The 26,617-nt window shown below is 66.3% G+C and carries 26 protein-coding genes; 13 read left to right on the top strand and 13 right to left on the bottom strand.

The window, feature by feature from the left end; translation table 11 throughout:
- Window positions 1-2: 2 nt before the first annotated feature.
- Both mutL and B2R83_RS03640 read right to left on the bottom strand, forming a co-directional pair.
- Window positions 3-1,907: a DNA mismatch repair endonuclease MutL gene (mutL, locus tag B2R83_RS03635; RefSeq protein WP_292038312.1), complete on the bottom strand. Its 1,905-nt coding sequence runs from the start codon at window positions 1,905-1,907 to the stop codon at window positions 3-5.
- Window positions 1,908-1,925: 18 nt separating this feature from the next.
- Window positions 1,926-2,855 carry a peptidylprolyl isomerase gene (locus B2R83_RS03640; protein WP_292038313.1) on the bottom strand — a complete coding sequence of 310 codons (930 nt, stop codon included), beginning with the start codon at window positions 2,853-2,855 and terminating at the stop codon, window positions 1,926-1,928.
- 136 nt (window positions 2,856-2,991) lie between these two features.
- On the opposite strand from B2R83_RS03640, the gene B2R83_RS03645 reads away from it, so the two are divergent.
- Both B2R83_RS03645 and B2R83_RS03650 read left to right on the top strand, forming a co-directional pair.
- Window positions 2,992-3,636, top strand: a complete 645-nt coding sequence (locus B2R83_RS03645; RefSeq protein WP_027866695.1) for a VTT domain-containing protein — start codon at window positions 2,992-2,994, stop codon at window positions 3,634-3,636.
- Between the two features lie 119 nt (window positions 3,637-3,755).
- Entirely contained in the window at window positions 3,756-4,823 is a 1,068-nt protein-coding gene (locus B2R83_RS03650) for a carbonic anhydrase (RefSeq protein WP_292038314.1), read from the top strand.
- A 136-nt stretch (window positions 4,824-4,959) separates the two neighbouring features.
- On the opposite strand, the gene B2R83_RS03655 is transcribed toward B2R83_RS03650, so the two are convergent.
- Genes B2R83_RS03655 through tsaE form a run of 3 tightly spaced genes read right to left on the bottom strand, consistent with a single transcriptional unit; the run spans window position 4,960 to window position 7,640 of the window.
- Window positions 4,960-5,754, bottom strand: coding sequence for a D-hexose-6-phosphate mutarotase (locus B2R83_RS03655; RefSeq protein WP_292038347.1), 795 nt, complete (start codon window positions 5,752-5,754; stop codon window positions 4,960-4,962).
- Between the two features lie 12 nt (window positions 5,755-5,766).
- Window positions 5,767-7,191 (bottom strand): N-acetylmuramoyl-L-alanine amidase, encoded by a 1,425-nt coding sequence (locus tag B2R83_RS03660; RefSeq protein WP_051996935.1) that lies wholly within the window; start codon window positions 7,189-7,191, stop codon window positions 5,767-5,769.
- Window positions 7,152-7,640, bottom strand: a complete 489-nt coding sequence (tsaE, locus tag B2R83_RS03665; RefSeq protein ID WP_292038317.1) for a tRNA (adenosine(37)-N6)-threonylcarbamoyltransferase complex ATPase subunit type 1 TsaE — start codon at window positions 7,638-7,640, stop codon at window positions 7,152-7,154. Before tsaE ends, B2R83_RS03660 begins: the two co-directional genes overlap by 40 nt.
- Before the next feature lie 52 nt (window positions 7,641-7,692).
- On the opposite strand from tsaE, the gene queG reads away from it, so the two are divergent.
- Window positions 7,693-8,808, top strand: a complete 1,116-nt coding sequence (queG, locus tag B2R83_RS03670; RefSeq protein WP_292038318.1) for a tRNA epoxyqueuosine(34) reductase QueG — start codon at window positions 7,693-7,695, stop codon at window positions 8,806-8,808.
- Here queG and B2R83_RS03675 read toward each other — a convergent pair.
- Window positions 8,785-9,111: a DUF3052 family protein gene (locus tag B2R83_RS03675; RefSeq protein ID WP_229446002.1), complete on the bottom strand. Its 327-nt coding sequence runs from the start codon at window positions 9,109-9,111 to the stop codon at window positions 8,785-8,787. The two genes, queG and B2R83_RS03675, sit on opposite strands and share 24 nt — an antisense overlap.
- Window positions 9,112-9,424: 313 nt before the next feature.
- On the opposite strand from B2R83_RS03675, the gene B2R83_RS03680 reads away from it, so the two are divergent.
- A complete protein-coding gene (locus B2R83_RS03680; RefSeq protein ID WP_307189158.1) occupies window positions 9,425-10,384 on the top strand; it encodes an IS1595 family transposase in 960 nt (319 codons plus the stop codon).
- Window positions 10,385-10,393: 9 nt separating this feature from the next.
- Here the strand turns inward: B2R83_RS03680 and B2R83_RS03685 are convergent, their stop codons facing one another.
- Together B2R83_RS03685 and B2R83_RS03690 are read right to left on the bottom strand one after the other, a co-directional pair.
- Window positions 10,394-10,990, bottom strand: a complete 597-nt coding sequence (locus tag B2R83_RS03685) for a response regulator transcription factor (RefSeq protein ID WP_036215196.1) — start codon at window positions 10,988-10,990, stop codon at window positions 10,394-10,396.
- 58 nt (window positions 10,991-11,048) lie between these two features.
- Window positions 11,049-13,052 (bottom strand): PAS domain-containing sensor histidine kinase, encoded by a 2,004-nt coding sequence (locus B2R83_RS03690; RefSeq protein ID WP_292038319.1) that lies wholly within the window; start codon window positions 13,050-13,052, stop codon window positions 11,049-11,051.
- 112 nt (window positions 13,053-13,164) lie between these two features.
- Between B2R83_RS03690 and B2R83_RS03695 the strand changes: the two genes are divergently transcribed.
- The 5 genes from B2R83_RS03695 to B2R83_RS03715 all read left to right on the top strand — a co-directional run bounded on the left by B2R83_RS03695 (window position 13,165) and on the right by B2R83_RS03715 (window position 18,702).
- On the top strand, window positions 13,165-14,169 hold the full coding sequence (locus B2R83_RS03695; RefSeq protein ID WP_292038320.1) for a TRAP transporter substrate-binding protein: 1,005 nt from the start codon (window positions 13,165-13,167) through the stop codon (window positions 14,167-14,169).
- Window positions 14,170-14,549: 380 nt separating this feature from the next.
- Window positions 14,550-15,074, top strand: coding sequence for a methylated-DNA--[protein]-cysteine S-methyltransferase (locus tag B2R83_RS03700; RefSeq protein WP_036215190.1), 525 nt, complete (start codon window positions 14,550-14,552; stop codon window positions 15,072-15,074).
- Window positions 15,047-15,952, top strand: coding sequence for a site-specific tyrosine recombinase XerD (gene xerD, locus B2R83_RS03705; protein ID WP_292038321.1), 906 nt, complete (start codon window positions 15,047-15,049; stop codon window positions 15,950-15,952). Before B2R83_RS03700 ends, xerD begins: the two co-directional genes overlap by 28 nt.
- An 84-nt stretch (window positions 15,953-16,036) precedes the next feature.
- Entirely contained in the window at window positions 16,037-16,207 is a 171-nt protein-coding gene (locus tag B2R83_RS03710; RefSeq protein ID WP_292038322.1) for a hypothetical protein, read from the top strand.
- Between the two features lie 284 nt (window positions 16,208-16,491).
- Complete coding sequence (locus B2R83_RS03715; RefSeq protein WP_292038323.1) at window positions 16,492-18,702, top strand: putative bifunctional diguanylate cyclase/phosphodiesterase; 2,211 nt, start codon at window positions 16,492-16,494, stop codon at window positions 18,700-18,702.
- Here B2R83_RS03715 and B2R83_RS03720 read toward each other — a convergent pair whose 3' ends face one another.
- Window positions 18,703-19,107, bottom strand: coding sequence for a hypothetical protein (locus tag B2R83_RS03720; protein ID WP_292038324.1), 405 nt, complete (start codon window positions 19,105-19,107; stop codon window positions 18,703-18,705).
- Window positions 19,108-19,200: 93 nt separating this feature from the next.
- Window positions 19,201-20,175: an endonuclease/exonuclease/phosphatase family protein gene (locus tag B2R83_RS03725; RefSeq protein ID WP_292038325.1), complete on the bottom strand. Its 975-nt coding sequence runs from the start codon at window positions 20,173-20,175 to the stop codon at window positions 19,201-19,203.
- A gap of 38 nt (window positions 20,176-20,213) precedes the next feature.
- Between B2R83_RS03725 and B2R83_RS03730 the strand changes: the two genes are divergently transcribed.
- From B2R83_RS03730 to B2R83_RS03740, 3 genes are all read left to right on the top strand, one after another.
- Window positions 20,214-20,705 (top strand): aminoacyl-tRNA deacylase, encoded by a 492-nt coding sequence (locus B2R83_RS03730; protein WP_292038326.1) that lies wholly within the window; start codon window positions 20,214-20,216, stop codon window positions 20,703-20,705.
- A 74-nt stretch (window positions 20,706-20,779) separates the two neighbouring features.
- Entirely contained in the window at window positions 20,780-21,400 is a 621-nt protein-coding gene (gene plsY / locus B2R83_RS03735; protein WP_292038327.1) for a glycerol-3-phosphate 1-O-acyltransferase PlsY, read from the top strand.
- Between the two features lie 134 nt (window positions 21,401-21,534).
- Window positions 21,535-22,200 (top strand): DsbA family oxidoreductase, encoded by a 666-nt coding sequence (locus B2R83_RS03740; protein WP_292038328.1) that lies wholly within the window; start codon window positions 21,535-21,537, stop codon window positions 22,198-22,200.
- Between the two features lie 3 nt (window positions 22,201-22,203).
- Here B2R83_RS03740 and B2R83_RS03745 read toward each other — a convergent pair whose 3' ends face one another.
- The 3 genes from B2R83_RS03745 to B2R83_RS03755 form a co-directional block, all read right to left on the bottom strand.
- Complete coding sequence (locus tag B2R83_RS03745) at window positions 22,204-23,046, bottom strand: endonuclease/exonuclease/phosphatase family protein (protein ID WP_292038329.1); 843 nt, start codon at window positions 23,044-23,046, stop codon at window positions 22,204-22,206.
- A gap of 121 nt (window positions 23,047-23,167) precedes the next feature.
- The gene (gene tsaD, locus B2R83_RS03750; RefSeq protein ID WP_292038330.1) at window positions 23,168-24,208 is read right to left on the bottom strand and encodes a tRNA (adenosine(37)-N6)-threonylcarbamoyltransferase complex transferase subunit TsaD; all 1,041 of its coding nucleotides are present in this window, start codon (window positions 24,206-24,208) and stop codon (window positions 23,168-23,170) included.
- A 76-nt stretch (window positions 24,209-24,284) separates the two neighbouring features.
- Window positions 24,285-25,346 (bottom strand): 3-deoxy-7-phosphoheptulonate synthase, encoded by a 1,062-nt coding sequence (locus tag B2R83_RS03755; protein ID WP_292038331.1) that lies wholly within the window; start codon window positions 25,344-25,346, stop codon window positions 24,285-24,287.
- A gap of 120 nt (window positions 25,347-25,466) precedes the next feature.
- Here B2R83_RS03755 and ybiB point away from each other — a divergent pair, with 120 nt between their 5' ends.
- Entirely contained in the window at window positions 25,467-26,426 is a 960-nt protein-coding gene (ybiB, locus tag B2R83_RS03760) for a DNA-binding protein YbiB (RefSeq protein WP_292038332.1), read from the top strand.
- Window positions 26,427-26,617 lie beyond the last annotated feature (191 nt).

Below are 26,617 nucleotides of genomic sequence, written 5' to 3' on the forward strand. Positions count from 1 at the left end.
GATTACTGGCCGCGCAGGAAGAGTTTGTCGAGTGCCGAGATTTCGAGCTGGACCCAGGTCGGGCGGCCGTGGTTGCACTGGTCGGAGCGCTCGGTGATTTCCATCTGGCGCAGCAGCGCGTTCATCTCCTGGACCGAGAGGATGCGGTTGGCGCGCACCGCCGTGTGGCAGGCGAGGGTGCCGAGCAATTCGTTGCGGCGCTCGATCAGCACGCGCGAGCCGCCGAATTCGCGCACGTCGCGCAGCACGTCGCGCGCCAGCGTCTGGGCGTCGGCGTTCTTCAGCAGGGTCGGCACGGTGCGCACCGCCAGCGTGGTGGGCGACAGCGCGGCGATGTCGAAGCCGAGCGTCTTCAGGGTCTCGCCGTGGTCCTGGGCGGTCGCGACCTCGATGGCGTCGGCGTAGAAGGTCACCGGGATCAGAAGCTGCTGCACCTGCAGCTCTTCGCCCTCGGCGCGCGCGTCCAGCGCGTTCTTGATCTGCTCGTACAGGATGCGTTCGTGGGCCGCGTGCATGTCGACCAGCACCAGGCCCTTGGTGTTCTGGGCCAGGATGTAGATGCCGTGCAGCTGGGCCAGGGCGAAGCCGAGCGGGAAGTCCTCGTTCGACAGCGGGCGCTCGGAGCTTGATATCGGCACGCCGACCGGCGCCTCGGCCCTGGCCGCTCCGCCGGCGGCGAACAGGGCGCCGTAGGCCTCGGTACGCTGCGCCACACCGCCCGTCGACGGCTGCGGGCGCGGATCGTCCCAGCGGCTGCCGGGCGCGAAGGGCGAGGGCGAGAAAGTCGGCGCGAGCTGCGCACCGAAGGAGGTCTGCTCGTGCGGGCGCGGCGCCCACACCGGCGTGCCGGTGGGTTTGACTTCGGCGGCGGAAATCGGCGCCGGCGCGCTGCCGTGGGCGGTGGCCGAGGTCTGGGCCAGGGTGCGCTGCACCGCGTGGAACACGAACTGGTGCACCGCGCGGCTGTCGCGGAAGCGCACTTCGATCTTCGACGGATGGACGTTGACGTCGACCAGCGCCGGATCGAGGTCGAGCGACAGCACGTAGCAGGGAAAGCGGTCGCCGTGCAGCACGTCCTGGTAGGCCGCGCGCACCGCGTGCACCAGGAGCTTGTCGCGCACGAAACGTCCGTTCACGTAGAAGAACTGGCCGTCGGCGCGCGCTTTCGACGCGGTCGGCAGGCCGACGTAGCCGTGCAGGCGCAGCGGGCCGGCGGATTCGTCCAGCGCCAGGCGCGCCTCGGCGAAGTCGTTACCGAGAATCTGGCCGCTACGCTTGGCCGCTTCGCTCACGTTCCAGTGGTCGATGGTGCGGCCGTTGTGCGTCAGGCTGAACGAGACGTCCGGACGCGACAGCGCGATGCGGCGCACGACCTCGGCGCAGTGGCCGTATTCGGTCTGCTCGGACTTCAGGAACTTGCGGCGCGCCGGGGTATTGAAGTACAGGTCCTGCACGTCGATGGTGGTGCCGAAGGCGCCCGAAGATGGGGCCACCGTGCCCTCGTGCGAGCCGACGATTTCATAGGCGTGGGCGGCGTTCGGCGTGCGCGAGGTGATGCGCACCGCGGCCACCGAGGCGATCGAGGCCAGCGCCTCGCCGCGAAAGCCCAGCGTGCCGACGTGCTCGAGGTCGTGCAGCGAGGCGATTTTTGAGGTGGCATGGCGCGCCAGCGCCAGCGGCAGCTGGTCCGGCTCGATGCCGCGCCCGTTGTCGGTGATGGCGATGCGCTTGACGCCGCCTTCTTCCAGGCGCACGGTGATCTGGGTCGCGCCCGCATCGAGGGCGTTTTCCAGCAGCTCCTTGACCACGGCAGATGGCCGCTCGACCACTTCGCCGGCGGCGATCTGGGAGATGAGCTGGTCAGGGAGTTGCTGGATCGGGCGATGGGTGGGAGCGGGCGCGTTCATCGCCAAATTATATCCCGCCTACTTCTGCTCCCGCACCGGAATCGGCGCATTGCACAGGTCGATCTTGCCGGCCGCGACCTTGGTCCATGGGCCGCCGCGGTTGCGCTGCGCCTCGACCACGGCCTGGTAGGTGGCGCTGTCGGTGCGCATCACCTCCAGCTTGCTGCGCTCGGCTTCCGGCACGTCGGCCGCCATGGCTACCCGCTTGAGCGGCATGCGCTGTTCCGGCTTCTCGTAGAAGCCGGCAGCCCCGGTGCCGCGCGGCTGGCTGGAGAGCAGCGGCATGCCGTGCACGACCCGGCCCACCACGGTGATGTTGCGGTCGAGGTGGCGCGGCGCGTGGCCGGTGACGACGTACAGCTGCGAGCCGTTGCCGGTATCGGAACCGGTGTCGCGCGCCACGCCGATCATAGCGGGGCAGTGCACCAGCCAGGTCTGGCCGCTGCTCGGGTCGCGCGCGGCCGGGAAGCCTTCCACGTGTCCGACTTGGGGCGCGTAGACGTCGCCGTCCTTCAGGCGGGTGAAGCTGCCGGCCGACTTGATCGGCGCGGTGAACTCGGCCTTGATGATCCTGGCGGCCTTGAACGGCTTCGGGTTCTCCTCGTCCGGGTCGCCCCACTGCACCACGAAGCCGTCCTGCGAGCGGATGATGAACAGGTCGTCGAAGTACTTCTCGCGCACCAGGGCGCGGATGTTGGCGGCGGTATTCGGTGCAAAGCTCGGAGCCAGTTCGATGACCACGCGGCCGGTCGGCAGGTCCATGTACAGCGTGTTTTCCGGGTCCAGCGCGCGCCAGTCGCCCGGCTTGGAGGCCTTGACCACGTCGGCCAGCGAGGGTTTCGGCGGCAGTTCCTTTTCTGGCTTGGCAGGGGCGGCGCCGGCACTGCCGGCGGCCAGCAGGGCCAGGGCGGCGAGGGCCAGGCGTGATGCCTTGAACGAAGCGGTCATGCAGTCTCCAGGTGTGTTATCGATTGCTTATCCGGCGATTGTGCGGGAATGTGGTCGGAAGGTAAAGCCGTCCGATGGTCTCGCATGCCGGGAGGGTAACTGGTGGTATGATGCGCGGCTAACCTCTAGGAAGATGATGGATCTGATGCAGTTATTCGACATGCTCCTGCATGTCGACAGGACGCTGGGCGCGCTCCTGGCCCAGTACGGAACCTATGTTTACATCGTGCTGTTCGCGATCGTGTTTTGCGAAACCGGACTGGTCCTGTTCTTCTTCCTCCCCGGCGACACCCTGCTGTTCATCGCGGGCGCCTTCTGCGCCACCGGCCAGATGAACTTCGCGCTCCTGATGACGCTCCTGATCGTGGCAGCCGTGACGGGCAATACCGTGAACTACTACGTCGGGCGGGCCATCGGCCAGCGCGTGTTTACGCACAACTACCGCTGGATCAACAAGGACGCGCTGCGCCGCACCCATGACTTTTTCGAGAAGCATGGCGGCAAGACCATCATCGTGGCGCGCTTCGTGCCGGTGGTGCGCAGCTTCGCGCCCCTGGTGGCCGGCGTGTCCGAGATGACACTGGCCCGCTTCCAGCTGTTCAACGTGACCGGGGCGGTACTGTGGGTGGGCAGTCTGGTCACTGCCGGCTACCTGTTCGGCAATGTCCCGGTGGTCAAGGAACACCTGACCGAAATCGTGCTGGTCGGCATCTCGGCGGCGATGGTGCCGCTGGCGATCGGCGGCCTGTATAAATTCGGCCGCAACATGCTGAGCCGATAAGGTCGACGCCTTGCCATCCTGACAGCGCCCCGATTTTTCGGGGCGTTCTTGTTCCAGCGCACTCAAGTTTGCGGTGCTTATTGCCGATAAGCATGAGGACAGACACTCCCTGGATTCTCATGCGCCACCTCATCGCCCTGTTGGCTTGCAGCCTTGTCATGGCTTCCGCAAGCGCGAGCGACCCCGCTCCCAAGCCCACCGATGGCAAGACGGCCACCGTCAAGGCCATCCTCGAAGGCAAGCCCGTGCCAAGCTCGGTCAAGCCGGACATGAAGGCCCTGGCCGCCGCCGCGGACGCCCGCAGCGCCGCGGCAGCCCGCCCGGCGCCGGCTGCCGCCGACGAAGAACAGTCGGAAGTCGACCTCTCGGTGCGCATCGCCGAGCGCCTGGCCCAGCTGCGCGAGCAGCAGGCGGCCCGCGCCGCCGCGGCCGCCAGGGCGAGAAAAGCGGCCGAGGCCAAGCGCCGCAAGGAGGCCGAAGCCGCGATCGCCGCCGCCAACAAGCCGAAGAACGGCACCCACTGGAGCTACGAAGGCGAGTACGGTCCGGCCAACTGGTCGAACATCAACTCGAACTGGGCCCAGTGCAATACCGGCAAGCGCCAGTCGCCGATCGACCTGCGCGACGGCATCAAGGTCGACCTCGAGCAGATCGCTTTCGACTACCGTCCGAGCTCGTTCAGCGAGATCGACAACGGCCACACCATCCAGGTGACGGTCGGCGGCGGCAACTTCCTCACGGTGGGCAACATGGCCTACGAGCTGCAGCAGTTCCACTTCCACCGCCCGTCGGAAGAGCGCATCAACGGCAAGGGCACCGAGATGGTGATCCACCTGGTGCACCGCAGCTATGAAGGCAAGCTGCTGGTGCTGGCCGTGCTGCTCGAGCGCGGCAAGGCCAATTCCCTGATCCAGACGGTGTGGAACCACCTGCCGCTGGAAAAGCACCAGACCGTGTCGCCCTCGATCCTGATCGACCCGAGCGAGGCGCTGCCGGAAAAGCGCGAGTACTTCACCTATATGGGCTCGCTCACCGAACCGCCGTGCACCGAGGACGTGCTGTGGATCGTGATGAAGCAGACCATGCAGGCGTCGCCGGCGCAGATGGCGCTGTTCTCGCGCCTGTATCCGCTCAATGCGCGGCCGATCCAGCAGAGTAATGGCAGGATGATCAAGGAGTCGAACTAAAAAAAGAAGCCGGGCACTGCCCGGCTTACATGAGGGTCAGGTCTGACATTTGGACACGAACTCGAGCATTGCGTGATTGTATTGCTCAGTCCGTGTCCGAAAGTCAGACCTGACCCCAGACCTGTGCTTCTTCGTTTCAGCTGACGCGGTAGGTCCCGGTCCAGGACTGCCCCGCATCCAGCGTCACCGGATCGAGCACGGCCGGCTCGATGCACACGAAGCGCTTGTACTCGCCATTCTCCATGTCCGGCAGCGCCGCCGCGTCCACCGCGCCCGGGTTCCACACCACCGCATCGGTAAAGCCGCTCTGTTCCAGCACCAGCGTTCCCGCGCTGGTGGCCAGCTGGGCGCGTCCCGCCACGTGCGGATAGACCTCGTCGAGCTTGTCGATGATCGAGATCTCGTCCGAGGAGATGTCCTCGATGCGCACCTCGCACACGTCCGGCACCAGGTGGTAGGTATGCAGCGCCGCCGCGAAGGGGAAGGGTGCGGCGCCCAGGTTGCGCACGGTGAGCGTCATGTCCAGTTGGTTGGCGCGCAGCGCCACGCGCAGGCACAGGGCGAAGGTGTGCGGCCAGGCGTCGGCCAGTGTGGTCGGCAGGTCGCCCGAAGCCAGGTCGAAGCTGGCCCAGGCCGCGCCGTCTTCCAGGCCGCTGTCTTCCAGGCGCCAGTTGCTCACGCGGGCAAAGCCGTGGCGCATGCCCTTGCCGCGTTCGGCGAATTGCGGAAAGATCACCGGCACGCCGCCGCGAATCGCCTTGCTGCCGTCGAGCACCGATTTCTCGCTCATGAACATGCGTTCCCGGCCGTCCGCGCCCTTCCAGGAAACCAGGTGGGCGCCGTACAGGGTGATGGTGGCTTCGGCGCCGTCCGGCGCCTGGATCCGGATCGCGGGCAACTGCCCGTAGGTGGTGTGGGTGGCGAGGGTCATGGTCAAAAAGGGTCAGGTCTGGCGGCTCTTGGCCATTGGCGGGTTGTCGGCGAAATAGCGCTTGATGCCATTGGTGATGGCCTCGGCCAGCTGGTTCTGGTAGCCTTCGTCGCGCAGCTTGGCTTCTTCCTGCGGGTTCGAGATGAATGCAGTTTCCACCAGAATCGACGGGATGTCAGGCGCTTTCAGCACTGCGAAGCCGGCCTGCTCGACCGAGGCCTTGTGCAGGCGGTTGATGCCGCCGATTTCGCTCAGGACGGCCTTGCCGAGCTTGAGGCTGTCGTTGATCTGGGCCGTGGTCGACAGGTCGAACAGCACGCTCGCGATCTGCTTGTCCTGCACCGCGAAGTTGGCGCCGCCGACCAGGTCGGCCTTGTTCTGGTCGTTCGCCAGCCAGCGCGCCGCGCTCGAGCTGGCGCCCTTTTCGGACAGCACGAACACCGAGGAGCCGCGCGCGGTCGGCGAGATCCAGGCGTCCGCGTGGATCGACACGAACAGGTCGGCCTGCACCTTGCGCGCCTTCTGCACGCGCTGGCCGAGCGGCACGAAGTAGTCGCCGTCGCGGGTGAGCATCACGCGGGTATTCGGCAGCTGCTCGAGCTTGGCCTTGAGGCGCTTGGCCACGGCCAGCACGATGTCCTTCTCGCGGCTGCCGTTGGCGCCGATCGCGCCGGGGTCCTCGCCGCCGTGGCCCGGGTCGAGCGCGATGGTGACCATGCGCACCACCTTCGGCGGCGCGGCCTTGGCGCCGGCTTTCGACGGCGTCGGCTGTACCGGCTGCGGCGGCGGCGTGCCGTCCAGGGCCGACATCTCGGATTCCAGCTTGGCGATGGCTTCCGGAGCGGCGCCGGTCTGGGCCGGCGGCGTGGCCGGCAGGGGCGAGGCCGGATTGGCGCTGCCGGCAGCTGCCGAGGTCGGCGCCTCGCTGAACCAGTCGCCCTTTTCGATCAGCGCGGCGATCGGATCGACCGGCTTGGTCGGATAGAGGTCGAAGATCAGGCGGTGCTGGTAGCCGGCCACCGGTGCCAGCGTAAACACTTCCGGCTTGATCTCTTCCTTCAGGTCGAACACCAGGCGCACCACGTTCGGACGGTTCTGGCCGACCCTTACCTGCTTGATGTAGGGGTCGTTCGATTCGATCTTGGCGACCAGGCTCTTCAGGGTGCTGTTCAGGCCCAGCCCGTCGATGTCCACCACCATGCGCGGCGGGTCGGACAGGAGGAAGTGCTCGGTCTTGAGGTTGCTGTCGTTTTCCAGCGTCACGCGCGTGTAGTCGGGCGCGGGCCAGACACGGACGGCCAGGATCTGCGCGGCGCTGGCCGGCAGCGGGGCGATCACGGAAAGCAGCAGCGTGCCGCCGGCCTTGAGCAGGGTGCGGCGGCGCGGCGAACCAGGAATCAGGGAGTCGGCGGAGGGTAGGCGAGGCGGTCGAGACATAGCAGGCCTGGTTGAGTCAACGGCTGCAATTCTACCTCACGGCCGAGACCGCTGACGTCAAGCAAGATTCGAACGTCGGGTGAGGGCAACACCGGCTCGCCTTTTTCGGGCCATTCGACGATGCAGATATTCCTTCCATCGAAGTCTTCGCGGAAGCCCGCGTCCAGGAATTCCTCGGGACTCGACATCCGGTACAGGTCGTAGTGGATAATGTTGAGATCCTGGCCCTCGACCTGCACGCGGTAGGGCTCGGACAGCGTATAGGTCGGGCTCTTGACCGTGCCCTTGTGCCCGGCCGCCTGGATCATGGCGCGGGTGAGCGCCGTCTTGCCCGCGCCGAGGTCGCCGTGCAGGTAGATCACCAGGCCGGGCTGGAGCGCGCGCGCCAGCGCCGCACCCAATGCGGCGGTGGCGGATTCGTCGGGCAAGTAGGCTTTGAAAGGCTGCATCGAATAAAATAGCGTGTTAAGCGACCGCTGTCGCCATGTTGTTCATCCCGCCATGCTGACATCCCCACCCGACCTGTACGAGCTCGCACGCACCATCAAGGCATGGGGCGCGGAACTCGGTTTTGCCGACGTGCGCATCGCGGACGTCGACCTGGCGCATGCGGAAGCCGGCTTGCAGGCCTGGCTCGACGCCGGCTGCCATGGCGAGATGGATTATATGGCAAGCCACGGCATGAAGCGTGCGCGGCCAAGCGAGCTGGTGCCGGGCACGGTGCGCGCCATCGTCGCGCGCATGGATTACCTGCCGATGTCGCGCGGAGAAGACTGGCGTCGTGAGGAACAGGCACGCCAGCTGGAACCCGGCGCCGCCGTGGTCTCGGTGTATGCGCGCGGCCGCGACTACCACAAGGTGCTGCGCAACCGCCTGCAGGCCCTGGCCGAGAAGGTCAAGGCGGCCGTCGGCGAGCTGGGCTACCGCGTATTCACGGACTCGGCGCCGGTGATGGAACTGCCGCTGGCGGAAAAAGCCGGCCTGGGCTGGCGCGGCAAGCACACGCTGCTGCTGTCGCGCGCGGCCGGCTCCACCTTCTTCATCGGCGAAATCCTGGTCGACCTGCCGCTGCCCGTGGATCCGCCCACCGGCGCCCACTGCGGCGGCTGCCAGGCCTGCATCGAGGTCTGCCCGACCCAAGCCATCCTCGGCCCCGGCCGGCTGGACGCGCGGCGCTGCATTTCCTACCTGACCATCGAGCTCAAGGGCGCCATCCCGGAAGACTTGCGTCCCCTGATCGGCAACCGCATCTACGGCTGCGACGACTGCCAGCTGGCCTGCCCGTGGAACAAGTTCGCGCAGCACGCGTCGCTACCCGACTTCGACGAAAGAAATGGCCTGGGCAACGCCGGCATGGTCGAACTGTTCGGGTGGGAAGAGGAGGAATTCAACCGCCGGATGGAAGGCAGTCCGATCCGGCGTATCGGCCACGAGCGCTGGCTGCGCAACCTGGCGGTGGGGCTGGGCAATGCCGCGGCGAGCGCGGCCGGCAAGGGCGATGCGGCGATCGTGGCGGCCTTGCGGGCACGCGCCGGCCACCCTTCGAGCCTGGTGCGCGAGCATGTAAGCTGGGCGCTCGCACGGCACGGCGCCTTACTCGATGCGCTTGAGGCGTAGGCCGGACCAGTCGCCGTCGATCGAGATCATCGCCACCGCGGTGATGCCGTTTTCCTTGGCATAGGCATTGATCGAATCGCGATTGATGTCGGTGGCCTTGGAGGCGGTCTGCTTCAGGTAGGCGATCCACAAGGAACCCTTTTCGCCCAGGCGTTCCTTGGCGATCGGCAGGTACTGCTCGAGCTCCTTGCGGTTGAGCGCAAACATCAGAATCACGTCGAAGGGACCGTCGCCTTCCTTGACGAGCTGCTGCGGCATCTGCGCCGCCACGCCGGGATTGGCTTGTCCGTTAAGGATCAGCATCGATTTCGCCGTCCTCAGGAACATCTTGTCTGCAACTGTTTTTTCGTTCATGAGAATTCCTAAATGCAATAGCTCCGCGATCGCCACAGAATGCAGCGGCCGTGTCGCGTTCCGGTTCATTTTACAAGGCTTCCTTCAAACCGCAGGGACGCTTGCCGCGCGAAAAAGAAGGAGAACGAAGAGCAATTGAGGGCGCTTCGGGAAGTTCCAAGGTGGCAGTTTATTTGGCGCTGTCACCGCTACCTGTTGGAGATCTTGAACTGTTGAGCTGAACCGATGTCAAACCACTGTCCGATCGACAGTGGAGGTGGCAATGCAGGCGGCAAGCTTCAAACCCTGGCTGGCACGTGTCGCGCAGCTGACCAGGCGCCAGCGCGAACAATTGCTCGCGCTTTTGCGCCCGGCAGTTGGGCTGGATCGTGTCTGTGCGACGATCGAGGAGGCCAGGAGCCCATCGTCATGTCCGTTCTGTGAAGGTCGGCGGCTGCATCGCCACGGGCACGACCGCGGGGTACAGTGCTATCGCTGCTGCGCCTGCGGCAAGACCTTCAGTGCCCTGACGGGTACGCCGCTGGCACGGCTGCGCCACCGCAGGAAATGGCTCGACTACCTGGACGGCATGCTCGACGGCCAGTCGGTGCGCAAGACGGCAGACCGGCTCGGCGTGCACCGCAACACCAGCTTCCGCTGGCGCCACCGCTTCCTGCACCTGGCCAAGGAAGACCGTCCTGCAGCCCTGGCCGGCATCGCCGAGGCCGATGAACTGTTCCTGCTTGAATCCCAGAAGGGGTCGCGCACGCTCGACCGGCCGCCGCGCAAGCGCGCAGGCGTTGCCAGCCGGCGCGGCATCAATAGCGAACACGTCTGCGTGCTGGTTGCCCGTGACCGCACCGGCGCCACCTTCGATTTCGTTACCGGTCGGGGCGCCGTCACCACGGCCCAGCTGCACCGCTACCTGCTTCCGGTGCTCGACAGGGATGTGCTGCTGGTCACTGATTCCCATCCGGCCTACAAGGCGTTCGCTCGCGCGGCCGCCATCTCACACGAAGCGGTGAACCTGCGGGCCGGCGACCGGGTGCGTGGAGCCGTCCATGTGCAAAACGTCAACGCCTACCACCGGCGCTTCCGCCAATGGCTTGCCCGCTTCAATGGCGTGGCCTCACGCTATCTGCCCAATTATCTCGGCTGGCAGTGGGCGGTCGACGGACGTCGTATCGGAACGGCGGAGGCGATGCTGCGAATAGCGCTAGGTAGATCCAACATCGAACGGTGACAGCGCCGTTTATTTCAGCAAGCCGGCCAGCTCGACCGCCGTCTTTACCTGCATCTTGTCGAAGATATGGGCGCGGTGCACCTCCACCGTGCGCATGCTGATCCCGAGCTTGTCGGCCACCACCTTGTTCATCATGCCGGCCAGGATCAGGTCCAGCACTTCGCGCTCGCGCGCCGACAGGGTCGCCAGGCGCGCCTGCACCGCGGCGGCATCGAGCGCCTTGCGCGAGGCAACCAGCGCTTCCTCGACGCGGTCCATCAGCACGTTGTCGTTGAAGGGTTTTTCGAAGAAATCGAAGGCGCCGCGCTTGAGCGAGTCGACCGCCATCGGCACGTCGCCGTGGCCGGTCAGGAAGATCACCGGCAGGCGCGCGCTCAGGCCATTTTTTACCAACTGGTCAAAAACGGCGATGCCGTTCATGCCGGGCATGCGCACATCCAGCAGCACGCAGTCGCCCTGCGCGCCATCGGCGCCGGGGACGGACGCGCCGACGGCGGCGAGGAATGCTTCGCCGCTGGCGTAGCCGCGCGCTTCCAGGCCGCGCGATTGCGCCAGCCAGGCGAGCGCGTCGCGGATGACGTCTTCATCGTCGACGATGTGCAGCATGTGGTGGGTCTCCGTCCTCGGTATTCTCGATCATCTGCGGCAAGGCCGCACCCGGATTTTAGCCCAGCGCCCCGCTCGCCGCTTGCGCCGGCAGCGAGAACGTGAAGATGGTGCCGCCGCCCGGGTTCGGCGCATGGGTCAGCGTGCCGCCGTGGAACTCGATCGCGGTGCGGCAGATCGACAAGCCCATGCCCATGCCGTCAAGCTTGGTCGAGTAGAAGGGCGAGAACAGCCCGGCTGCCACTTCCGGCGCGATGCCGTGGCCGCGGTCGATCACCGACACCGACACCATGCCGTCGGCGTGAGCCGCGCCGATGCGCAGCACGCGCTGGTCGAGCCGGGTGTCGACCATCGCCTCGATCGCGTTGCGGGTGAGGTTGAGCAGCACCTGTTCCAGCATCACGCGGTCGGCTTCCACCTTCGGCAGTTGCGGCGGCAGCTCGACGCGCAGGATGACGCCGGCCTGGCGCGCCTGCAGCTCGATCAGGGCGCGCACACCCTCGACCACGCTGGGGATGGTGACCGGCTCGCGGCGCGGCTCGCGCTTTTTCACGAACTCGTGCACGCTGCGGATGATCTGGCCGGCGCGCTGCGCCTGCTGGCGCGCCTGCTCCAGCGCGTGCCGCAGCATGCCGGCATTCACCGGTTCGCCCGCCTTGCCGGTGCGCTCCAGCACGTTGAGGGCGCCGGCCGTGTAGCTGGAGATCGCCGCCAGCGGCTGGTTCAGCTCGTGCGCCAGCATCGAGGACATCTCGCCCATGGTGGCCAGGCGCGCGCTGTTTTCGAGCTTCTCCTGCTGCTGGCGGTTGAGTTCTTCGGCGCGCTTGCGGTCGGTGATGTCCTGGATCGAACTCATCCAGCCGGTCTGGCGGCCGTCGGCATCCACCAGCGGCGCCTCGTAGACCAGCACCGGCACGCGCACGCCGTCCGGGCGCTGGAACACGGTTTCGAACTGGGGCGTGATGTTGCCCGACAGGACGCCGGCGAAGCGCTCCTCATACTCGGCCATGACTTCCGGCGCCCAGTAGGGCATGGGCGGCTTCTTGCCGACCAGGTCTTCGGCCGGCAGGCCGACGATCTCGCAGAAGGCCCGGTTCACGTAGGTCACACGCCCTTCCAGGTCGCGCGCGCGCAGACCGGTGATCAGGGAGTTTTCCATCGCGGTGCGAAAGGCCATCTGCTGGCGCAAGGCCCGCTCCGCCGCCAGCGTGCGCGAGATGTGGCGCCACAGCGAGCCCAGGCTCAGCACAAGGCCCAGGGCCAGCACGATGACCGATCCCACCAGCAGGTTCGGCAGCAGCTGGGGCGCGCGCTTGACGCTGTCGGTGGACAGCACCACCAGCGCGCCCGGCAGGTCGAGCTCGCGCCGGTGCGTATACACCCCCCGTCCCGGGCCGCCGGCGGCGCGCCGCGCCACCGGGTCGTCCTCGCGGTCGAGCAGGGTCAGGGCGTTGTCCTGCGCGAACCACCAGGGCACCGTTTCGTCGAGCAGGGTCTGCAGGCTGTAGGTGGCGACCAGGCTGCCGGCCGGCTTGCCGCCGGCGTACAGCGGCAGGTAGAAGTCGAGCACGCCCGGCGTGGCGTCGCTGGCGCCGTAGGGTTCGCTGTAGCGGCCTCGCCTGGTCGCGCCGGCCACCTCGGCCGCCAGCCGGGTCGGCGCGGGCAGGGCGGCGGGCGGTTCCAGGCCGTGGCTGGCCATGACCTTGCCATCGGCGTCATACCAGACGATGCGCACCAGTTCGGGGCCGTTCTCGAACATCTGGCGAAAGCGCGCCTGCAGCGCCTGCGGGATGAGCTGTTGCTGCGGCGGCCGCGACACCAGGTCGGCGCCCAGCCCCGCCAGCGCCTCCTCGCTGCGCGCCAGCTCGAAGCGCAGTGTCTGCTCGACCCAGAGCGTGTCGGCGATCAGCTGTTCCTGGCGTTCGGTCTGCTCCATCTGGCGCGCCTGCCAGGGCAGCCAGATCAACACCGCCAGGAACAGCAGCACCAGCAGGACCGGCACCAGCCAGCGCCAGGAGCGCGCACGCTGCGCGTCCGGCTGCTGGGTGAAGGGAAATTTCATTAATGCTCCGTACTTCGTTACACTGTCGGGCTATTGTGGAAGTCCACGATGGCGCGCCGCAAGCCTGCCGCGCAGACTGGTCCCACCCATCATATTCCCGTTCCCGACCAGGATGAACCGTACCGCCGCCCTGCAGATCCGATTCCTCGCCGCCGCACTGCTCGCCGTCACGGGCAATGCCGCCTGGGCGCAGGCGCCGATCATCATCAAGTTCAGCCACGTGGTCGCGCCGGACACGCCGAAAGGGCGCGCCGCCGAGCGCTTCAAGGTCCTGGCCGAGCAGATGACCGGCGGCCGGGTGAAGGTGCAAGTCTACCCGAACAGCCAGCTCTACAAGGACCGCGAGGAGCTCGAAGCCCTGCAGCTGGGCGCGGTGCAGATGCTGGCGCCCTCGCTGGCCAAGTTCTCGCCGCTGGGCGTGAAGGAATTCGAAGCCTTCGACCTGCCGTATATCTTCCCGTCCAAGCAGGCGCTGTATGCGGTGACCGAGGGGCGCATCGGGCGCGGCCTGCTGCGTAAACTCGAGTCGAAGGGCATCACCGGCCTGGCCTACTGGGACAATGGTTTCAAGGTGATGTCGGCCAACAAGCCGCTGCTGGCGCCGTCCGATTTCCGCGGCCTGCGCATGCGCATCCAGTCTTCCAAGGTGCTGGATGTCCAGATGCGCGTGCTGGGCGCCCAGCCGCTGGCGCTGGCGTTTTCGGAAACCACGCCGGCCCTGCGCGACGGCGTGGTGGAAGGCACCGAGAACACGCCTTCGAACATGTACACCCAGCGCATGCACGAGTCGCAGAAGCACCTGACGGTGTCGAACCACGGCTACCTGGGCTACGCCGTCATCGTCAACAAGAAGTTCTGGGACGGCCTGCCGGGCGGGATCCGCAAGACGCTGGAAAAGGCGATGACGGAAGCCACCGCCTACGAGAAGACCATTGCCCAGCGTACCAACGACGCGGCCCTGGAATCGATCCGGCGCGCCGGCACCACCACCATCCATACGCTCAGCCCGCAGCAGCAGGCCGAATGGCGGCGCGCCATGCAGCCGGTGTACACGCAGATGGAAGCGCGCATCGGCAAGGAGGTGGTGCAGGCGATCCAGCGCGAGGTCGCCAGATAAGGCTGGACCAGAGCGTCTTATGACAGCTGCATGACAGGCCTTGCGAACGCTCATGCGTTTTCTTCATATCTAAAAATAATTTTTGGTAATGTGGCCAAAAAGATACGTTTGCACGAAAAGCTTGCGTTATGATGGGGCCTCTTCGCACCCACATGGTGCGTACGCGAACAGAACACACACGGTTTTGGGGAGCATAGAGAAAATCACGGTAATCCATACCGGAGAACAATCGAGGAGACACACGTTTTACAGAAGCCGTTAGCACTGCTAAACGGCCGGGGACGTGACCCGAATTGGAGCGCACCTCAGGGTGCGCTTTTTTTTCGCCGGAAGTCTGGCTGGGGGTGGCCGGGCGCCATCCCAGCGGTTAAGATGCTGGAATGAAGACCGACCAGGCAAGCACCTTGTTCAACGCCATCGTCCCGGCGCCATTCGGCGCCATCGGGATCCGCACCACTGACGGACGTGTCCGCGAACTGGTCTATCTACAGCCTTCGTTTCAGGAAAAAGCCGCCGATAATCAGGTGGCCGATGCCGCCGCCGTCCAGGTGGCGCACTACCTGCAAGACCCCGACTTCCGCTTCGACCTGCCGCTGTTCGAGGCCGGCACCGAGTTCCAGCGCCGCGTCTGGTCCGAAATCTCCGCAATCCCGCGTGGCAGCGTCAAGACCTATGGCCAGCTGGCCAAGATGATCGGCTCGGCCCCGCGCGCGGTCGGCCAGGCCTGTGGCGCCAACCCGTTCCCGTTGATAAACCCGTGCCACCGCGTCACCGCATCCGGCGGCCTGGGCGGCTTTTCGAACCAGGACGACGAGAACGGCTTCCACCTGTCCGTCAAGCGCTGGCTGCTGCGCCACGAAGGCGCCACCGCATCCCCATGGCAGCAGCAATCGATCTGGGACTGATCGACGAGTTCTGCGACACCCTCTGGCTGGAACAGGGGCTGGCCAAAAATTCGCTCGACGCCTACCGCCGCGACCTCAAGCTGTTTGCCGGCTGGCTGCAAGCCAAGCGGCCGCAGCGCGCCAGCCTGCTTGCCGTGCAGCCCGAGGACATCGCCGCCTATTTCGCCGAACGCCACGCCGACACGCGCCCCAGTTCGGCGAACCGGCGCTTGTCGGTATTGAAACGCTTCTACGGGCTGGCGCTGCGCCGCAACCAGATCCCGATCGATCCCTGCCTGAAGATGGCCTCGGCCAAGCAGCCGACCCGCTTCGTCCACACCTTGAGCGAAAGCCAGGTCGAGGCGCTGCTCGCGGCGCCGGACGTGTCCACGCCGCTGGGCCTGCGCGAACGCACCATGCTCGAGCTGATGTATGCGAGCGGACTGCGGGTGTCGGAACTGGTGGACCTGAAACTGGTCGAAGTCAGCTTGAATGACGGCGTGCTGCGCATCACCGGCAAGGGCAGCAAGACCCGCCTGGTGCCTTTCGGCCAGGAGGCGCGCAGCTGGCTGGAGCGCTACCTGCGGGATGCGCGCGGCATCATCCTGAACGGGCAGGTCGACGACGCCTTGTTCGTCACCGGCCGCGGCGGGGCGATGACGCGCCAGATGTTCTGGATCCTGATCAAGAAGCATGCGCAAAAGGCCGGCATCGGGGGACCGCTGTCGCCGCACACCCTGCGCCACGCCTTCGCCACCCATTTGTTGAACCATGGCGCCGACTTGCGTGTGGTGCAGCTGCTGCTGGGCCACGCCGACATTTCGACCACACAGATCTATACGCATGTTGCGCGCGAGCGCCTCAAGCACCTGCATGCCCAGCACCACCCGCGGGGTTAATTCAAGCTGCCGCGCAAGCGGTGGGCCATAATGGGCCTGCAGCACCGATCATCACCCTTCACATCCACTGCTAACGAGGTGAACATGGCACGGACGAATTTCCAGTACGAAAAGCGACAGCGCGAGCTCGAAAAGAAGCGCAAGGCGGAAGAGAAGGCCAAGCGCAAGCAGGACGCCAAGCGCGAGGCGGAGGAAGGCAGCGCCGGCCAGCCGCAGGCGGAGCAGGGCGAAGCGGCCCCGCAGGACGCCGCCTGAAGGCAGGTCCGCGGGGCCGGCATGGAATGCTTCGCGCTCGGGCTCCGTCCTGGCGAAGAGGGTGGAGCTCCTTGCGCATGATGCCAATATAGCCAGGCGCGTCCAGCGCATCCAGCCGGATGCGACGGGCGGTTGAAACGCGGGTCTGGAATGCCGCCGGGGCGCGATGAAATGCAGGCGAAGCCTGCTTTTGCGTGTTCGCAAACGCCACCTTGGCAGGGCGGGGAAGAATGACGGGATTGTCATGGCACTCATGACTGTTTCCCTTAGAAAAGGATTCTTCCGTGAGCGAACAAGCGCGAGACCCGACGGGCTGGCCCAGTGGGCCGCGCGGGCTGGACTTGCCTGCCGATCCTGTCCGCCACGTCCAGGACCATCTCCAGGCGCCTGCTGCGCCGCATCCGGCGCCGGCCGGCGCGCTGCCTGAAGCCGTCGAGCTCGACGGCCCCGGCCGCCAGGCGCTCGACTGGCTCTACCGTTTCGTGACGGCGATCGAACTGGCGCCGGCGGTGGCCGTGCACTCGCGCGATGGCGCCGGCATCGTGCGTTTCTGGAACCATGCCTGCGCCCAGCTGTTCGGCATCCCGGCCAGCCATGCGCTGGGCAAGCCCTTCCGCGAGCTGGTGTCCCACCTCGACCAGCAGCGCGAATTCGACAACACCATCGCCGCCATCTGGCGCGACGGCGAGGCGCCGGCGCCGCGCGACTGGCGGGTCGAGACCGCCGCCGGCCGGCGCCTGTGGCTGCATTCAAACCACTTCCCGGTCAAGCGCGACGGCCACACGCAGCAGGTGTTCTGCATGGAAGTGGACATCACCGCGCGCAAGCAGGTCGAAGACAACCTGAGCCAGGCGGCGCGGGTGTTCGAGAATGCGCACGAAGCCATCATCGTCATGGATGCCGAATACCGGGTGCAGGCGGTCAACCAGGCCTTCAGCGCCATCACCGGCTTCGACGCCGCCGACATCATCGGCTCCACGCTCGCCAGCCTGCCCTGGGGCGAGGACAAGGACAAGGAGGACGGCGGCGGCGGGGGCGGCTTCTACGACACCATCTGGTCCCAGCTCGACGGCAACGACCGCTGGCAGGGCGAGCTGCCCGCCGTGCGCAAGAACGGCGAGCACTACACCGCCTGGGTAGCGCTCACCACCATCCGCGACCCGCATGGCGCCGCCAGCAGCTACATGGCGACGCTCTCCGACATCAGCGAACGCAAGCGCGCCGAGGCGCAGGTGCGCCACCAGGCCGAGCACGATACCCTCACCGGCCTGCCGAACCGCGCCCTGTTCCTCGATCGCATGCACCAGGCGCTGGCCACCTGGCGCCGCCAGCGCGACAGCTTCGCCGTCCTGTTCCTCGACCTCGACCGCTTCAAGGCCATCAACGACAACAACGGCCACCAGACCGGCGACGCGGTGCTGCGCGGCTGCGTGCGCCGGGTCGACACCATCAGCCGGCTCGGCGGCGACGAATTCGTCGTGCTGCTGGCCGACATCGGCGGGGTCGACCAGGCCGCGCACGTCGCCAATGCCGTGATGGGGGCGGTCTCGCGCCCCTTCGAGGTGGCGGGGCAGCAGCTGACGCTGTCGGCCTCGATCGGCATCGCCATCTGTCCCACCGACGGCGGCGACGTCGACACCCTGATGCACCATGCCGACGTGGCGATGTACCACGCCAAGCAGAACGGCCGCAGCAGCTTCCGCTTCTTCAGCCCCGAGATGAATGCGCGCGTGTTCGAGCGCGGCGAACTGGAAAAGCGCCTGCGCCAGGCGCTCGAACGCGGCGAATTCGTGCTCGAGTACCAGCCCGAGCTCGACGTCGGCTCCGGCAAGGTGATCGGCATGGAAGCGCTGATCCGCTGGCGCCATCCCGAGCGCGGGCTGCTGCTGCCGCACGAGTTCCTGCCGGTGGCCGAGGAATGCGGTCTGATCGTGCCGATCGGCGAATGGGTGCTGCGCGAGGCGTGCACCCAGGCGCGCACCTGGCGCGACGCCGGCCACGCGGTGACGGTGGCGGTGAACCTGTCCGACATCCAGTTCCTGCACGGCCGCCTGCTCGAGACGGTGGACGCCGCGCTGGCGCAGTCCGGCCTGGCGCCGGCCTGGCTCGACCTGGAGATCACCGAGGGCGCCATCATGCGCGGCGACCATGTGCTCGACGACACCGTGAAGTCCCTGCGCGAACGCGGGGTGCAGCTGACCATCGACCGCTTCGGCACCGGGCTGTCCAGCCTGTCGTCGCTGCGCCGCTTCCCGCTGTCGAAGCTGAAGATCGACCGCAGCTTCGTGAGCGACATCGAGCACAATCCGCTCGACGCCGCCCTGATCCCGGCGATCATCGCGGTGGCGCGCAGCCTGCGCCTGCGCGTGGTGGCCGAAGGCGTCGAGACCGAGGAGCAATTGCGCTTCCTGCGCCAGCACGGCTGCGACGAATACCAGGGTTTTTATGCGGCGGGGGCGAGCGCCCGGCCGGATTTCAATCCGGCGGTGCGCTGATTACATCCGTACCGGCACCGGCCACGGCGCCATTCGGTCCGCGATCTCGCGCACGGCCCGGCGCACCAGCAAGGCCCGCAACAGCAGCGGCGCCAGCGGCGCCAGGATCATGAAGGCGGAGGGCACCGTCCTGAACCCGAGCACGGTCGGCTCGAAGACGTACACCAGCGCGAGCGCCACGATCCAGGCCACCACCGCGACGACGAACCACGGAGACGATCCGACCGCCAGCGTTGCCTTGCGCACGATTTCCGTTTGCAGTCCCTGCGGCAGGCGCCGCATGCTGCGGCACTGGTAGAGCGGCGCCACCGGCATGCCGGACGGGTCCGGGAAGCCGAACCTGCTGGCGCGGGCCTGTTCGAGCAGTTCATCGGCAATGCGTTCGGCCTGGGCTTTCGACAACACCTGCTTTCTCCTCCAAGAGTGGTTCCTGGAAAAGAGTCTAGCGACTCCGCGGCGCTAGACATGCGCGAAATGTCACGGCCGCGGCCAGGCCGCTCAGTGTTCCCCGCCGCCGGCCTGCCCGGCCTGCGGATACAGGCGGATGCGCGCCAGCACCTGCCCATGGTCCGAGGCTTCCGGCAGCCCCAGGTCCAGGTGGTCGTTCAGGTACACCACGTCGACCACCTCGCCGATCGCATTCGGCAGCACCGGATTGAATTCCTGCGACACCAGGATATGATCGATGGTCGAGTGCCGGCTTTCGTGCACGATCGAGAAGCCGACGCTGCGCAGATTGTCCTGGTGCATGTGCAGGCGCGCGGCGTCGAACATGCGCTCCGCCAGTGGCGCGCCTTCGCCGAGCACGATCTCGGTGGTCACCGAATCGGCGACGTCGTTGAAGTCGCCCAGCACGATGCGCGGGCGCCCCTTGTCCCGCGCCATGTCAGTGAGCAGCACGCGCAGGGCAGTGGCCTCGGTGCCGCGCCGGATCAGCGAGCGCAGGCAGGCGAGGGCGTACAGATTCGGGTCTTCGCCGGTGTCGCTGCTGCGGTAGTCGGGGCGGCGCGACTTCAGGTGCACGACGATCACGTCGATGACGATGCCGGGCGCCAGTTCGACCTCGGCATGCAGCGGCGCGCGCGTGAAACGGTCCGGGTCGCGGCTGCCCGGCGGCATCGACACGTTGTCCGGGAACATGCTGATTGCGCGCGGATGGCTCAGGACCGGCAGGCGCGAGACCAGGGCCACGCTCGGGGTCAGGCGCGGCGCCTCCGGATCGGGATCGAAACCCAGGTGGACCGCTTCGCGAAAGCGCCGGGTGCGCGCCAACACCTCGCGTAGCGTAGCCTGCGAGAAAATTTCCTGGAAGCCGATCACGTCGGCATTGAGCAGGTCGATCTGGTGCGCGGTCCAGTCCAGCTTGGCCTCGTATTCCTCCGGCGTGCAGGGAGCGAGATTGTCGTAGCAGCGCATGCCCGGCGGGGCCAGGTTGAAGGTGTTGAAGGTGGCAAAGCGAATTTCTTGCTGCATAATAGAAACCCCTTATGTTCGTCTTAAGCGTACCACGCATGGCCAAGAAAGAGCACGTATCTGAGACACCCGCGACGCAGTTCCTGCGCAAGCACGGCGTGGTTTTTACCGAACATCCCTACGAATACGAGGAGCACGGCGGCACGGCCGTGTCTTCGCGCGAACTGGGTGTGCCTGAGCACAATGTCGTCAAAACCCTGGTGATGCAGGACGAAGCGGCGCGGCCGCTGATCGTGCTGATGCACGGCGACCGCAAGGTGTCGACGAAGAATTTGGCGCGTGCGATTCCCTGCAAGTCGGTCGAGCCTTGCAAGCCGGAGGTGGCGCAGCGCCATTCCGGCTTCCTGGTCGGCGGCACCTCGCCCTTCGGCGTGCGCAAGGCGATGCCGGTGTACGTCGAGGAATCGATCCTGGCGCTGGACAAGATCTACATCAACGGCGGCCGCCGCGGTTACCTGGTCGGCATCGCCCCCGGCGTGCTGACCGCGACGCTGGGCGCGAAGCCGGTGCAGTGCGCGCTGGCGGAATGATTGCCAAAGGGCATGCTCACTGTGTATAGTCCGAGCGCCTGAACCCTGTACCGACAAATAAGTAAGAAAGTGACATGAACACCCTGATCGCCACCATTGCCGCCTACCTGATCGGCTCGATTTCCTTCGCAGTCGTGATGAGCCGCGCCTTCGGCCTGTCCGACCCGCGCACCTACGGTTCCAAGAACCCGGGCGCCACCAACGTGCTACGCAGCGGCAGCAAGAAGGCCGCGATCGCGACCCTGGTCGGCGACGCCGCCAAGGGCTGGCTGGCGGTCTGGCTGGCGGTCAAGTTCGGCCCGCAGTACGGCCTCGACGACGGCGGCATCGCCCTGGTCGCGATCGCCGTGTTCCTGGGCCACCTGTGGCCGGTGTTCTTCAAGTTCGTGGGCGGCAAGGGCGTGGCGACCGCGCTCGGCGTGCTGCTCGGGATTAATGTGTGGCTGGGACTGGCGACGCTGGCGACCTGGCTGATCGTGGCCTATGCCTTCCGCTATTCCTCGCTGGCGGCGCTGATCGCGTCGATCTTCGCGCCCTTCTACTACGGCCTGCTGTTCGGGGCGGACGAGATCCTGTTCGCGGTGGCGGCGATGAGCGCGCTGCTCTTGTGGCGCCACAGCAGCAATATCGGAAACCTGATGGCGGGCAAGGAATCGAAGATCGGCAGCAAGGCCAAGGGCGTGGCCAAGAAATAAGGCGGGCGTTTGCCGGCAACGTGGGGGAGCACTGCTCCCCCATTTTTCATGGCGCACCGAAAAAGCCGCATCGCGTTACCATATCGCCATCAGGCACCTGCGGTGCCGCAACGAACCTGAAAGGTGGCACCCTCATGAGCAAACAACTCCGCATCGATTTCGTCTCGGACGTCTCCTGCCCCTGGTGCGCGATCGGCCTGAGCTCGCTCGAGCTGGCGCTCGCCCGCGTCAAGGGAGAGGTCGAGGCCGACATGCATTTCCAGCCCTTCGAGCTGAACCCGAACATGGGTCCGGACGGCCAGGACATCGTCGAGCACATCACCGAGAAATACGGCGCCACCGCCGAGCAGCAGGCCAACAGCCGCGAGATGATCCGCCAGCGCGGCGCCGACGTCGGCTTCAGCTTCGACATGGAGCGGCGCGGCCGCATCTACAACACCTTCGATGCGCACCGCCTGCTGTCCTGGGCCGAGGAAGAGGGCCGCCAGCGCGACCTCAAGATGGGCTTGTTCGAGGCCTATTTCACCCATTGCCAGGACCCGAGCTGCCACGACGTGCTGCTGGACGTCGTCGAGCGTGTCGGCCTGGACCGCGAGCGGGCCAAGCGCATCCTGGAATCCGACGAGTATGCCGACGAGGTGCGCGAGCGCGAGCAGTTCTTCCAGCGCGCCGGCATCCACTCGGTGCCGGCCATCATCGTCAACCAGCGCCACCTGATCTCGGGCGGCCAGCCGCCGGAAGTGTTTGAGCAGGCGCTGCGCGAGATCGCGGCGCAGAGTGACGCTGCTGCCCAGCAGTAAGAATTACTTCAGGTCGAGCACGACCGGCTGGTGGTCGGACGCCGCGGTCTCGGACTGCACCTCGACCGTCGCCACGCGCGGCGCCAGGTCGTCGGTGACGAAGAAGTAGTCGTAGCAGTCCGGCTTGTCCGGCCACGGGTAGCCGTGCAGGCCGGTGGTCGGGGCGCGCGCCACGCCGCCGTGGGCGACGCGCCAGGCGTCGACAAAGGCCGGAGCGTCGTCGATCGGCGCCAGCATGGCCTGGTAGTCGCTCGAATCCGGGGTGAAATTGAAGTCGCCGCACAGGATCGCCGAGGCAGGACGGAAGCCCAGCTGGAAGGGCGCGTCCAGGCTCGGGGCCGGCTGGAAGATGCGGGCGCGGGCGCTGGCCTCGGCATGCAGTTCGCGGATGCGCTGCACCTGCGCCCTGCGCTGCAGCGCCGAATAATACTCGAGGTGGGTGGTCATCAGGCGCAGCTTGCCGCTGGGCGCATCGATCACGGTTTCCATCAGGCCGCGCGGCATGCCGGCCGGGTTTTCCGGGTCGGCCGGCCAGGGCAGCAGGTGGCGGTGCACCTGAGAGATGCGGTAGCGCGAGAGGATCAGGTTACCGAACAGGCGGGGCGAGTTGTTCTTGTAGAGTTCGCTTGGGGCGTGCTCCATGGAATGGTAGCCGCCGAAGGCGCCGCCCAGCTGCTTGAACTGGTTGGCGGTGGCGCTGCCTTCCAGTTCCGAGTGATTGGCCGCTACTTCTTGCAGACACACGACATCCGGATTCAGCCGTCGCAAGACGTCGATGATCGCATGAATGCGGATCCGACCGTCCTTGCCACAACCCCAACGAATGTTCCAACTTACAACGCGCATCGCAGTACCTCCGTAAAACTTAACCGTCGGATATTGCCATCGTTTGGCAAGGGGCGGTCACACCGTAGGATCGATGTCAGGCATGCAAGTTCAATGTTGAAAGCAAGTGTAAAAGGCCTTGTCAGGCGGCTTCCAATTCATCGAGCGGCCAGCGCGGACGCACGTTGAAAGCATAGTCGCGCTGGGCCAGATCCGGCTTGCGTTCGAGGCGCATGGCGCCGGCGAAGGCGATCATGGCGCCGTTATCGGTGCAGAATTCCAGCTCAGGATAATAGACCTTGAACTTGCGCTTGGCGGCCGCGGCATCGAGCGATTCGCGCAGCTGGCGGTTGGCGCCGACGCCGCCGGCGATCACCAGGCGCTTCAGGCCCGTGTGTTTCAACGCATTCACGCACTTGGCGGTCAAGACCTCGACGATGGCGTCGACGAAGCCGCGCGCGATGTTGGCCTTGTCCTGCTCGCAGATATTCGCCACCACTTTCTCTTCATGGTTTTTCACCACCGTGAGCACGGCGGTCTTCAGGCCCGAGAAGCTGAAATTGAAATCCTTCGAATGCAGCATCGGGCGCGGCAGCGTGTAGGCAAGCGGATCGCCGAACTCGGCCAGGCGCGAGATCGCCGGGCCGCCCGGATAGCCCAGGCCCAGCAGCTTGGCCGACTTGTCGAAGGCTTCGCCGGCGGCGTCGTCCAGGGTCTCGCCCAGCAGGGTGTAGCGGCCGACGCCGTCCACGCGCATCAGCTGGGTGTGGCCGCCCGAGACGAGCAGGGCGATGAAGGGGAATTCCGGGCGCTCGCTGGCCAGCAGGGGCGAGAGCAGGTGGCCTTCCAGGTGGTGCACGCCCAGCACCGGCTTGTCGAGGGCGAGGGCCAGCGAGCAGGCCACCGAGGAACCGACCAGCAGCGCGCCGGCCAGGCCCGGGCCCTGGGTGTAGGCGATGGCATCGATGTTCGATGCGGGCATGTCCGCGCGTTTCAGGACCTCTTCCAGCAGCGGCAGGGCGCGGCGGATGTGGTCGCGCGAAGCGAGTTCCGGCACCACGCCGCCATACTCTTCGTGCATGGCGACCTGCGAGTGCAGGGCATGGGACAGCAGGCCGCGCTCGGTGTCGTACAGAGCCAGGCCGGTTTCATCGCAGGAGGATTCGACGCCGAGAACAATCATGGGGGGAAACAGCAGGGAGGAAAAGCGAGATTTTACAGCAGCGTGGGCGCGAGTGCCGCCCACGCATCAGCACCGGTTACGGACGCTGCAGGAGTTCCTTGTGCGCACTACGCAGCATCGCCTCGGTCTCTTCCCAGCCGATGCAGCCGTCGGTCACCGAGCAGCCATACTTCAGCTGCGACAGGTCTTCCGGAATCGCCTGGCTGCCGCTGACGATGTTCGATTCGATCATCACACCCACCAGCGAGCGGTTGCCGTGCCTGATCTGCTGGATCACGTCCGACATCACCAGCGGCTGCAGTTCCGGCTTCTTGTAGCTGTTGGCATGCGAGCAATCCACCACCAGGTTGGCCGGCAGCTTGGCCTTCTGCAGGGCCTGCTCGGCGATCGCCACCGACACCGAATCGTAGTTCGGACGACCGCCGCCGCCGCGCAGCACCACGTGGCCGTAGGCGTTGCCGCTGGTGCGCACGATCGACACCGTGCCCTGGCCGTTGATGCCCAGGAAGGCGTGCGGGTTGGCCGAGGACAGCACGGCATTGATCGCGATCGAGACATCGCCGTCGGTGCCGTTCTTGAAGCCGACCGGGGTCGACAGACCGGAGGACATCTCGCGGTGGGTCTGCGATTCGGTGGTCCGCGCGCCGATGGCGGTCCAGGCGATCAAATCGCCCAGGTACTGCGGCGAGATCGGGTCCAGCGCTTCGGTGGCGGTGGGCAGGCCCAGTTCGCACACGTCGAGCAGGAAGCGGCGCGCGCGTTCCATGCCCACGTCGACGCGGAAGGAGTCGTCCATGAACGGGTCGTTGATATAGCCCTTCCAGCCGGTGGTGGTGCGCGGCTTTTCGAAATACACGCGCATCACCAGCACCATCGTGTCGGCCACTTCGGCCTGCAGCGCCTTGAGGCGGCGCGCATAATCCAGGCCGGCTTCCGGATCGTGGATCGAGCAGGGCCCGACGACCACGAACAGGCGCTTGTCCTTGCGGTCGAGGATGCTGCGCAGGGTTTCGCGGCCTGCCATCACGGTGGCAAAGGCCTTGTCGGACAGCGGCAGTGTGGCGTGGAGTTCGGTCGGCGTCGGCATCTGCCCGAACGAACTGACGTTGGTATTTTCAATGGCAGGCGTGTTGATCATGGTGCGATGATTTCTAAAGGGAATATCCAGTGTAGACCGAAAATGCTGCACTTGCACACCGCTGCCCAAAAACTCGGGCCGGCGCGCACGGGCTGCGCACAGGCGTTGTATGCTTGCGCCATGGACAAGAACATCGAAAGCTTTGCTGCAGCCCCCTTTATCAAGGAAATCGGCCGTGGCGTGAAAGGTGCGCGCAGCATGTCGCGCGAGGACGCCCGCGCGCTGTACGCGGCCATGCTGGAAGGGCGGGTCTCCGACCTCGAACTGGGTGCGATCCTGCTGGCGATGCGCATCAAGGGCGAGTCGGTGGAAGAACTGGCCGGCTTCATGGATGCGGCCGAAAGCGCCTTCGCGCCCTTGCCGAGCCCGCCGGGAGACTATGCCCCGGTCCTGATCCCGAGCTACAACGGCGCGCGCAAGCTGGCCAACCTGACCCCGCTGCTGGCCCTGCTGCTGGCGCGCGAGGGCGTGCCGGTCCTGGTGCACGGCGTACGCAAGGATCCGGGCCGCATCACCACGAGCGAGATCCTGCTTGAACTCGGCCTGGCAGAAGCGGGCACGAGCGCCGACATCCTCGACGCCTTCGCCAGCCGCCGTCCCGCCTTCATCCCGATCGAGAACCTGGCGCCGAGCCTGGCCCACATGCTGTCGCTGCGCCGCATCCTCGGCGTGCGCAACTCGACCCATACGCTGGTGAAAGTCCTGCAGCCTTTCGAGGGGCCGGCGCTGCGTCTCGTGTCCTACACCCATCCGGAGTACCTGGAGACGCTGGGCGCGTACTTCACGACGGCCGCCACGCCCGAACGCGGCGACGCCTTCCTGATGCGCGGCACCGAAGGGGAGACCGTCGCCAACCCGCACCGCGCACCGCGGATCGACTGGTTCCACGATGGGAAGCAGAGCCTGCTGGTCGAGCGCGACGCGCCCGCCGACCAGCTGGCCGAGGTCCCCGAGGCACGCGACGCGGCCACCACCGCGGCCTGGATCGCGGCCGCCCTGCGCGGCGAGGTCCCGATTCCGCCGCCGATCGCGGCTCAGGCCGCACATTGCGTCGAGGTCGCGCGCGGCTTGCGCCGCTGACACGGCAGCCCCGCGTTTTCTGCTTCACAGCAAAAGGTCATCCCTTTGGGATGGCCTTTTTTTTTTCAGGCTTGCAAACGTTGGATTGCAACAAGGTCCTGCCTGAGGACAGAGAATTATTCCAGGCGCATGAAGTTTTGTATTTACTGATTAAATTGACAACAATGCTTGGGTTTTTGATTGGCTGAATC

The organism is Massilia sp. UBA6681 (genome assembly GCF_002454935.1).
Classification (GTDB): domain Bacteria; phylum Pseudomonadota; class Gammaproteobacteria; order Burkholderiales; family Burkholderiaceae_D; genus Telluria; species Telluria varians.

Coding starts and splice junctions, on each gene's coding strand:
- B2R83_RS03710 (WP_292038322.1), top strand. CDS start 16,037: ATGGCACGGACGAATTTCCAGTACGAAAAGCGACAGCGCGAGCTCGAA.
- xerD (WP_292038321.1), top strand. CDS start 15,047: ATGGCAGCAGCAATCGATCTGGGACTGATCGACGAGTTCTGCGACACC.
- B2R83_RS03755 (WP_292038331.1), bottom strand. CDS start 25,346: ATGATCAACACGCCTGCCATTGAAAATACCAACGTCAGTTCGTTCGGG.
- B2R83_RS03695 (WP_292038320.1), top strand. CDS start 13,165: ATGAACCGTACCGCCGCCCTGCAGATCCGATTCCTCGCCGCCGCACTG.
- plsY (WP_292038327.1), top strand. CDS start 20,780: ATGAACACCCTGATCGCCACCATTGCCGCCTACCTGATCGGCTCGATT.
- B2R83_RS03730 (WP_292038326.1), top strand. CDS start 20,214: ATGGCCAAGAAAGAGCACGTATCTGAGACACCCGCGACGCAGTTCCTG.
- B2R83_RS03685 (WP_036215196.1), bottom strand. CDS start 10,990: ATGCTGCACATCGTCGACGATGAAGACGTCATCCGCGACGCGCTCGCC.
- queG (WP_292038318.1), top strand. CDS start 7,693: ATGCTGACATCCCCACCCGACCTGTACGAGCTCGCACGCACCATCAAG.
- B2R83_RS03680 (WP_307189158.1), top strand. CDS start 9,425: ATGCAGGCGGCAAGCTTCAAACCCTGGCTGGCACGTGTCGCGCAGCTG.
- B2R83_RS03660 (WP_051996935.1), bottom strand. CDS start 7,191: ATGTCTCGACCGCCTCGCCTACCCTCCGCCGACTCCCTGATTCCTGGT.
- B2R83_RS03640 (WP_292038313.1), bottom strand. CDS start 2,855: ATGACCGCTTCGTTCAAGGCATCACGCCTGGCCCTCGCCGCCCTGGCC.
- B2R83_RS03745 (WP_292038329.1), bottom strand. CDS start 23,046: ATGCGCGTTGTAAGTTGGAACATTCGTTGGGGTTGTGGCAAGGACGGT.
- B2R83_RS03675 (WP_229446002.1), bottom strand. CDS start 9,111: ATGCTGATCCTTAACGGACAAGCCAATCCCGGCGTGGCGGCGCAGATG.
- tsaD (WP_292038330.1), bottom strand. CDS start 24,208: ATGATTGTTCTCGGCGTCGAATCCTCCTGCGATGAAACCGGCCTGGCT.
- B2R83_RS03645 (WP_027866695.1), top strand. CDS start 2,992: ATGGATCTGATGCAGTTATTCGACATGCTCCTGCATGTCGACAGGACG.
- B2R83_RS03690 (WP_292038319.1), bottom strand. CDS start 13,052: ATGAAATTTCCCTTCACCCAGCAGCCGGACGCGCAGCGTGCGCGCTCC.
- B2R83_RS03700 (WP_036215190.1), top strand. CDS start 14,550: ATGAAGACCGACCAGGCAAGCACCTTGTTCAACGCCATCGTCCCGGCG.
- mutL (WP_292038312.1), bottom strand. CDS start 1,907: ATGAACGCGCCCGCTCCCACCCATCGCCCGATCCAGCAACTCCCTGAC.
- tsaE (WP_292038317.1), bottom strand. CDS start 7,640: ATGCAGCCTTTCAAAGCCTACTTGCCCGACGAATCCGCCACCGCCGCA.
- B2R83_RS03725 (WP_292038325.1), bottom strand. CDS start 20,175: ATGCAGCAAGAAATTCGCTTTGCCACCTTCAACACCTTCAACCTGGCC.
- ybiB (WP_292038332.1), top strand. CDS start 25,467: ATGGACAAGAACATCGAAAGCTTTGCTGCAGCCCCCTTTATCAAGGAA.
- B2R83_RS03655 (WP_292038347.1), bottom strand. CDS start 5,754: ATGACCCTCGCCACCCACACCACCTACGGGCAGTTGCCCGCGATCCGG.
- B2R83_RS03740 (WP_292038328.1), top strand. CDS start 21,535: ATGAGCAAACAACTCCGCATCGATTTCGTCTCGGACGTCTCCTGCCCC.
- B2R83_RS03650 (WP_292038314.1), top strand. CDS start 3,756: ATGCGCCACCTCATCGCCCTGTTGGCTTGCAGCCTTGTCATGGCTTCC.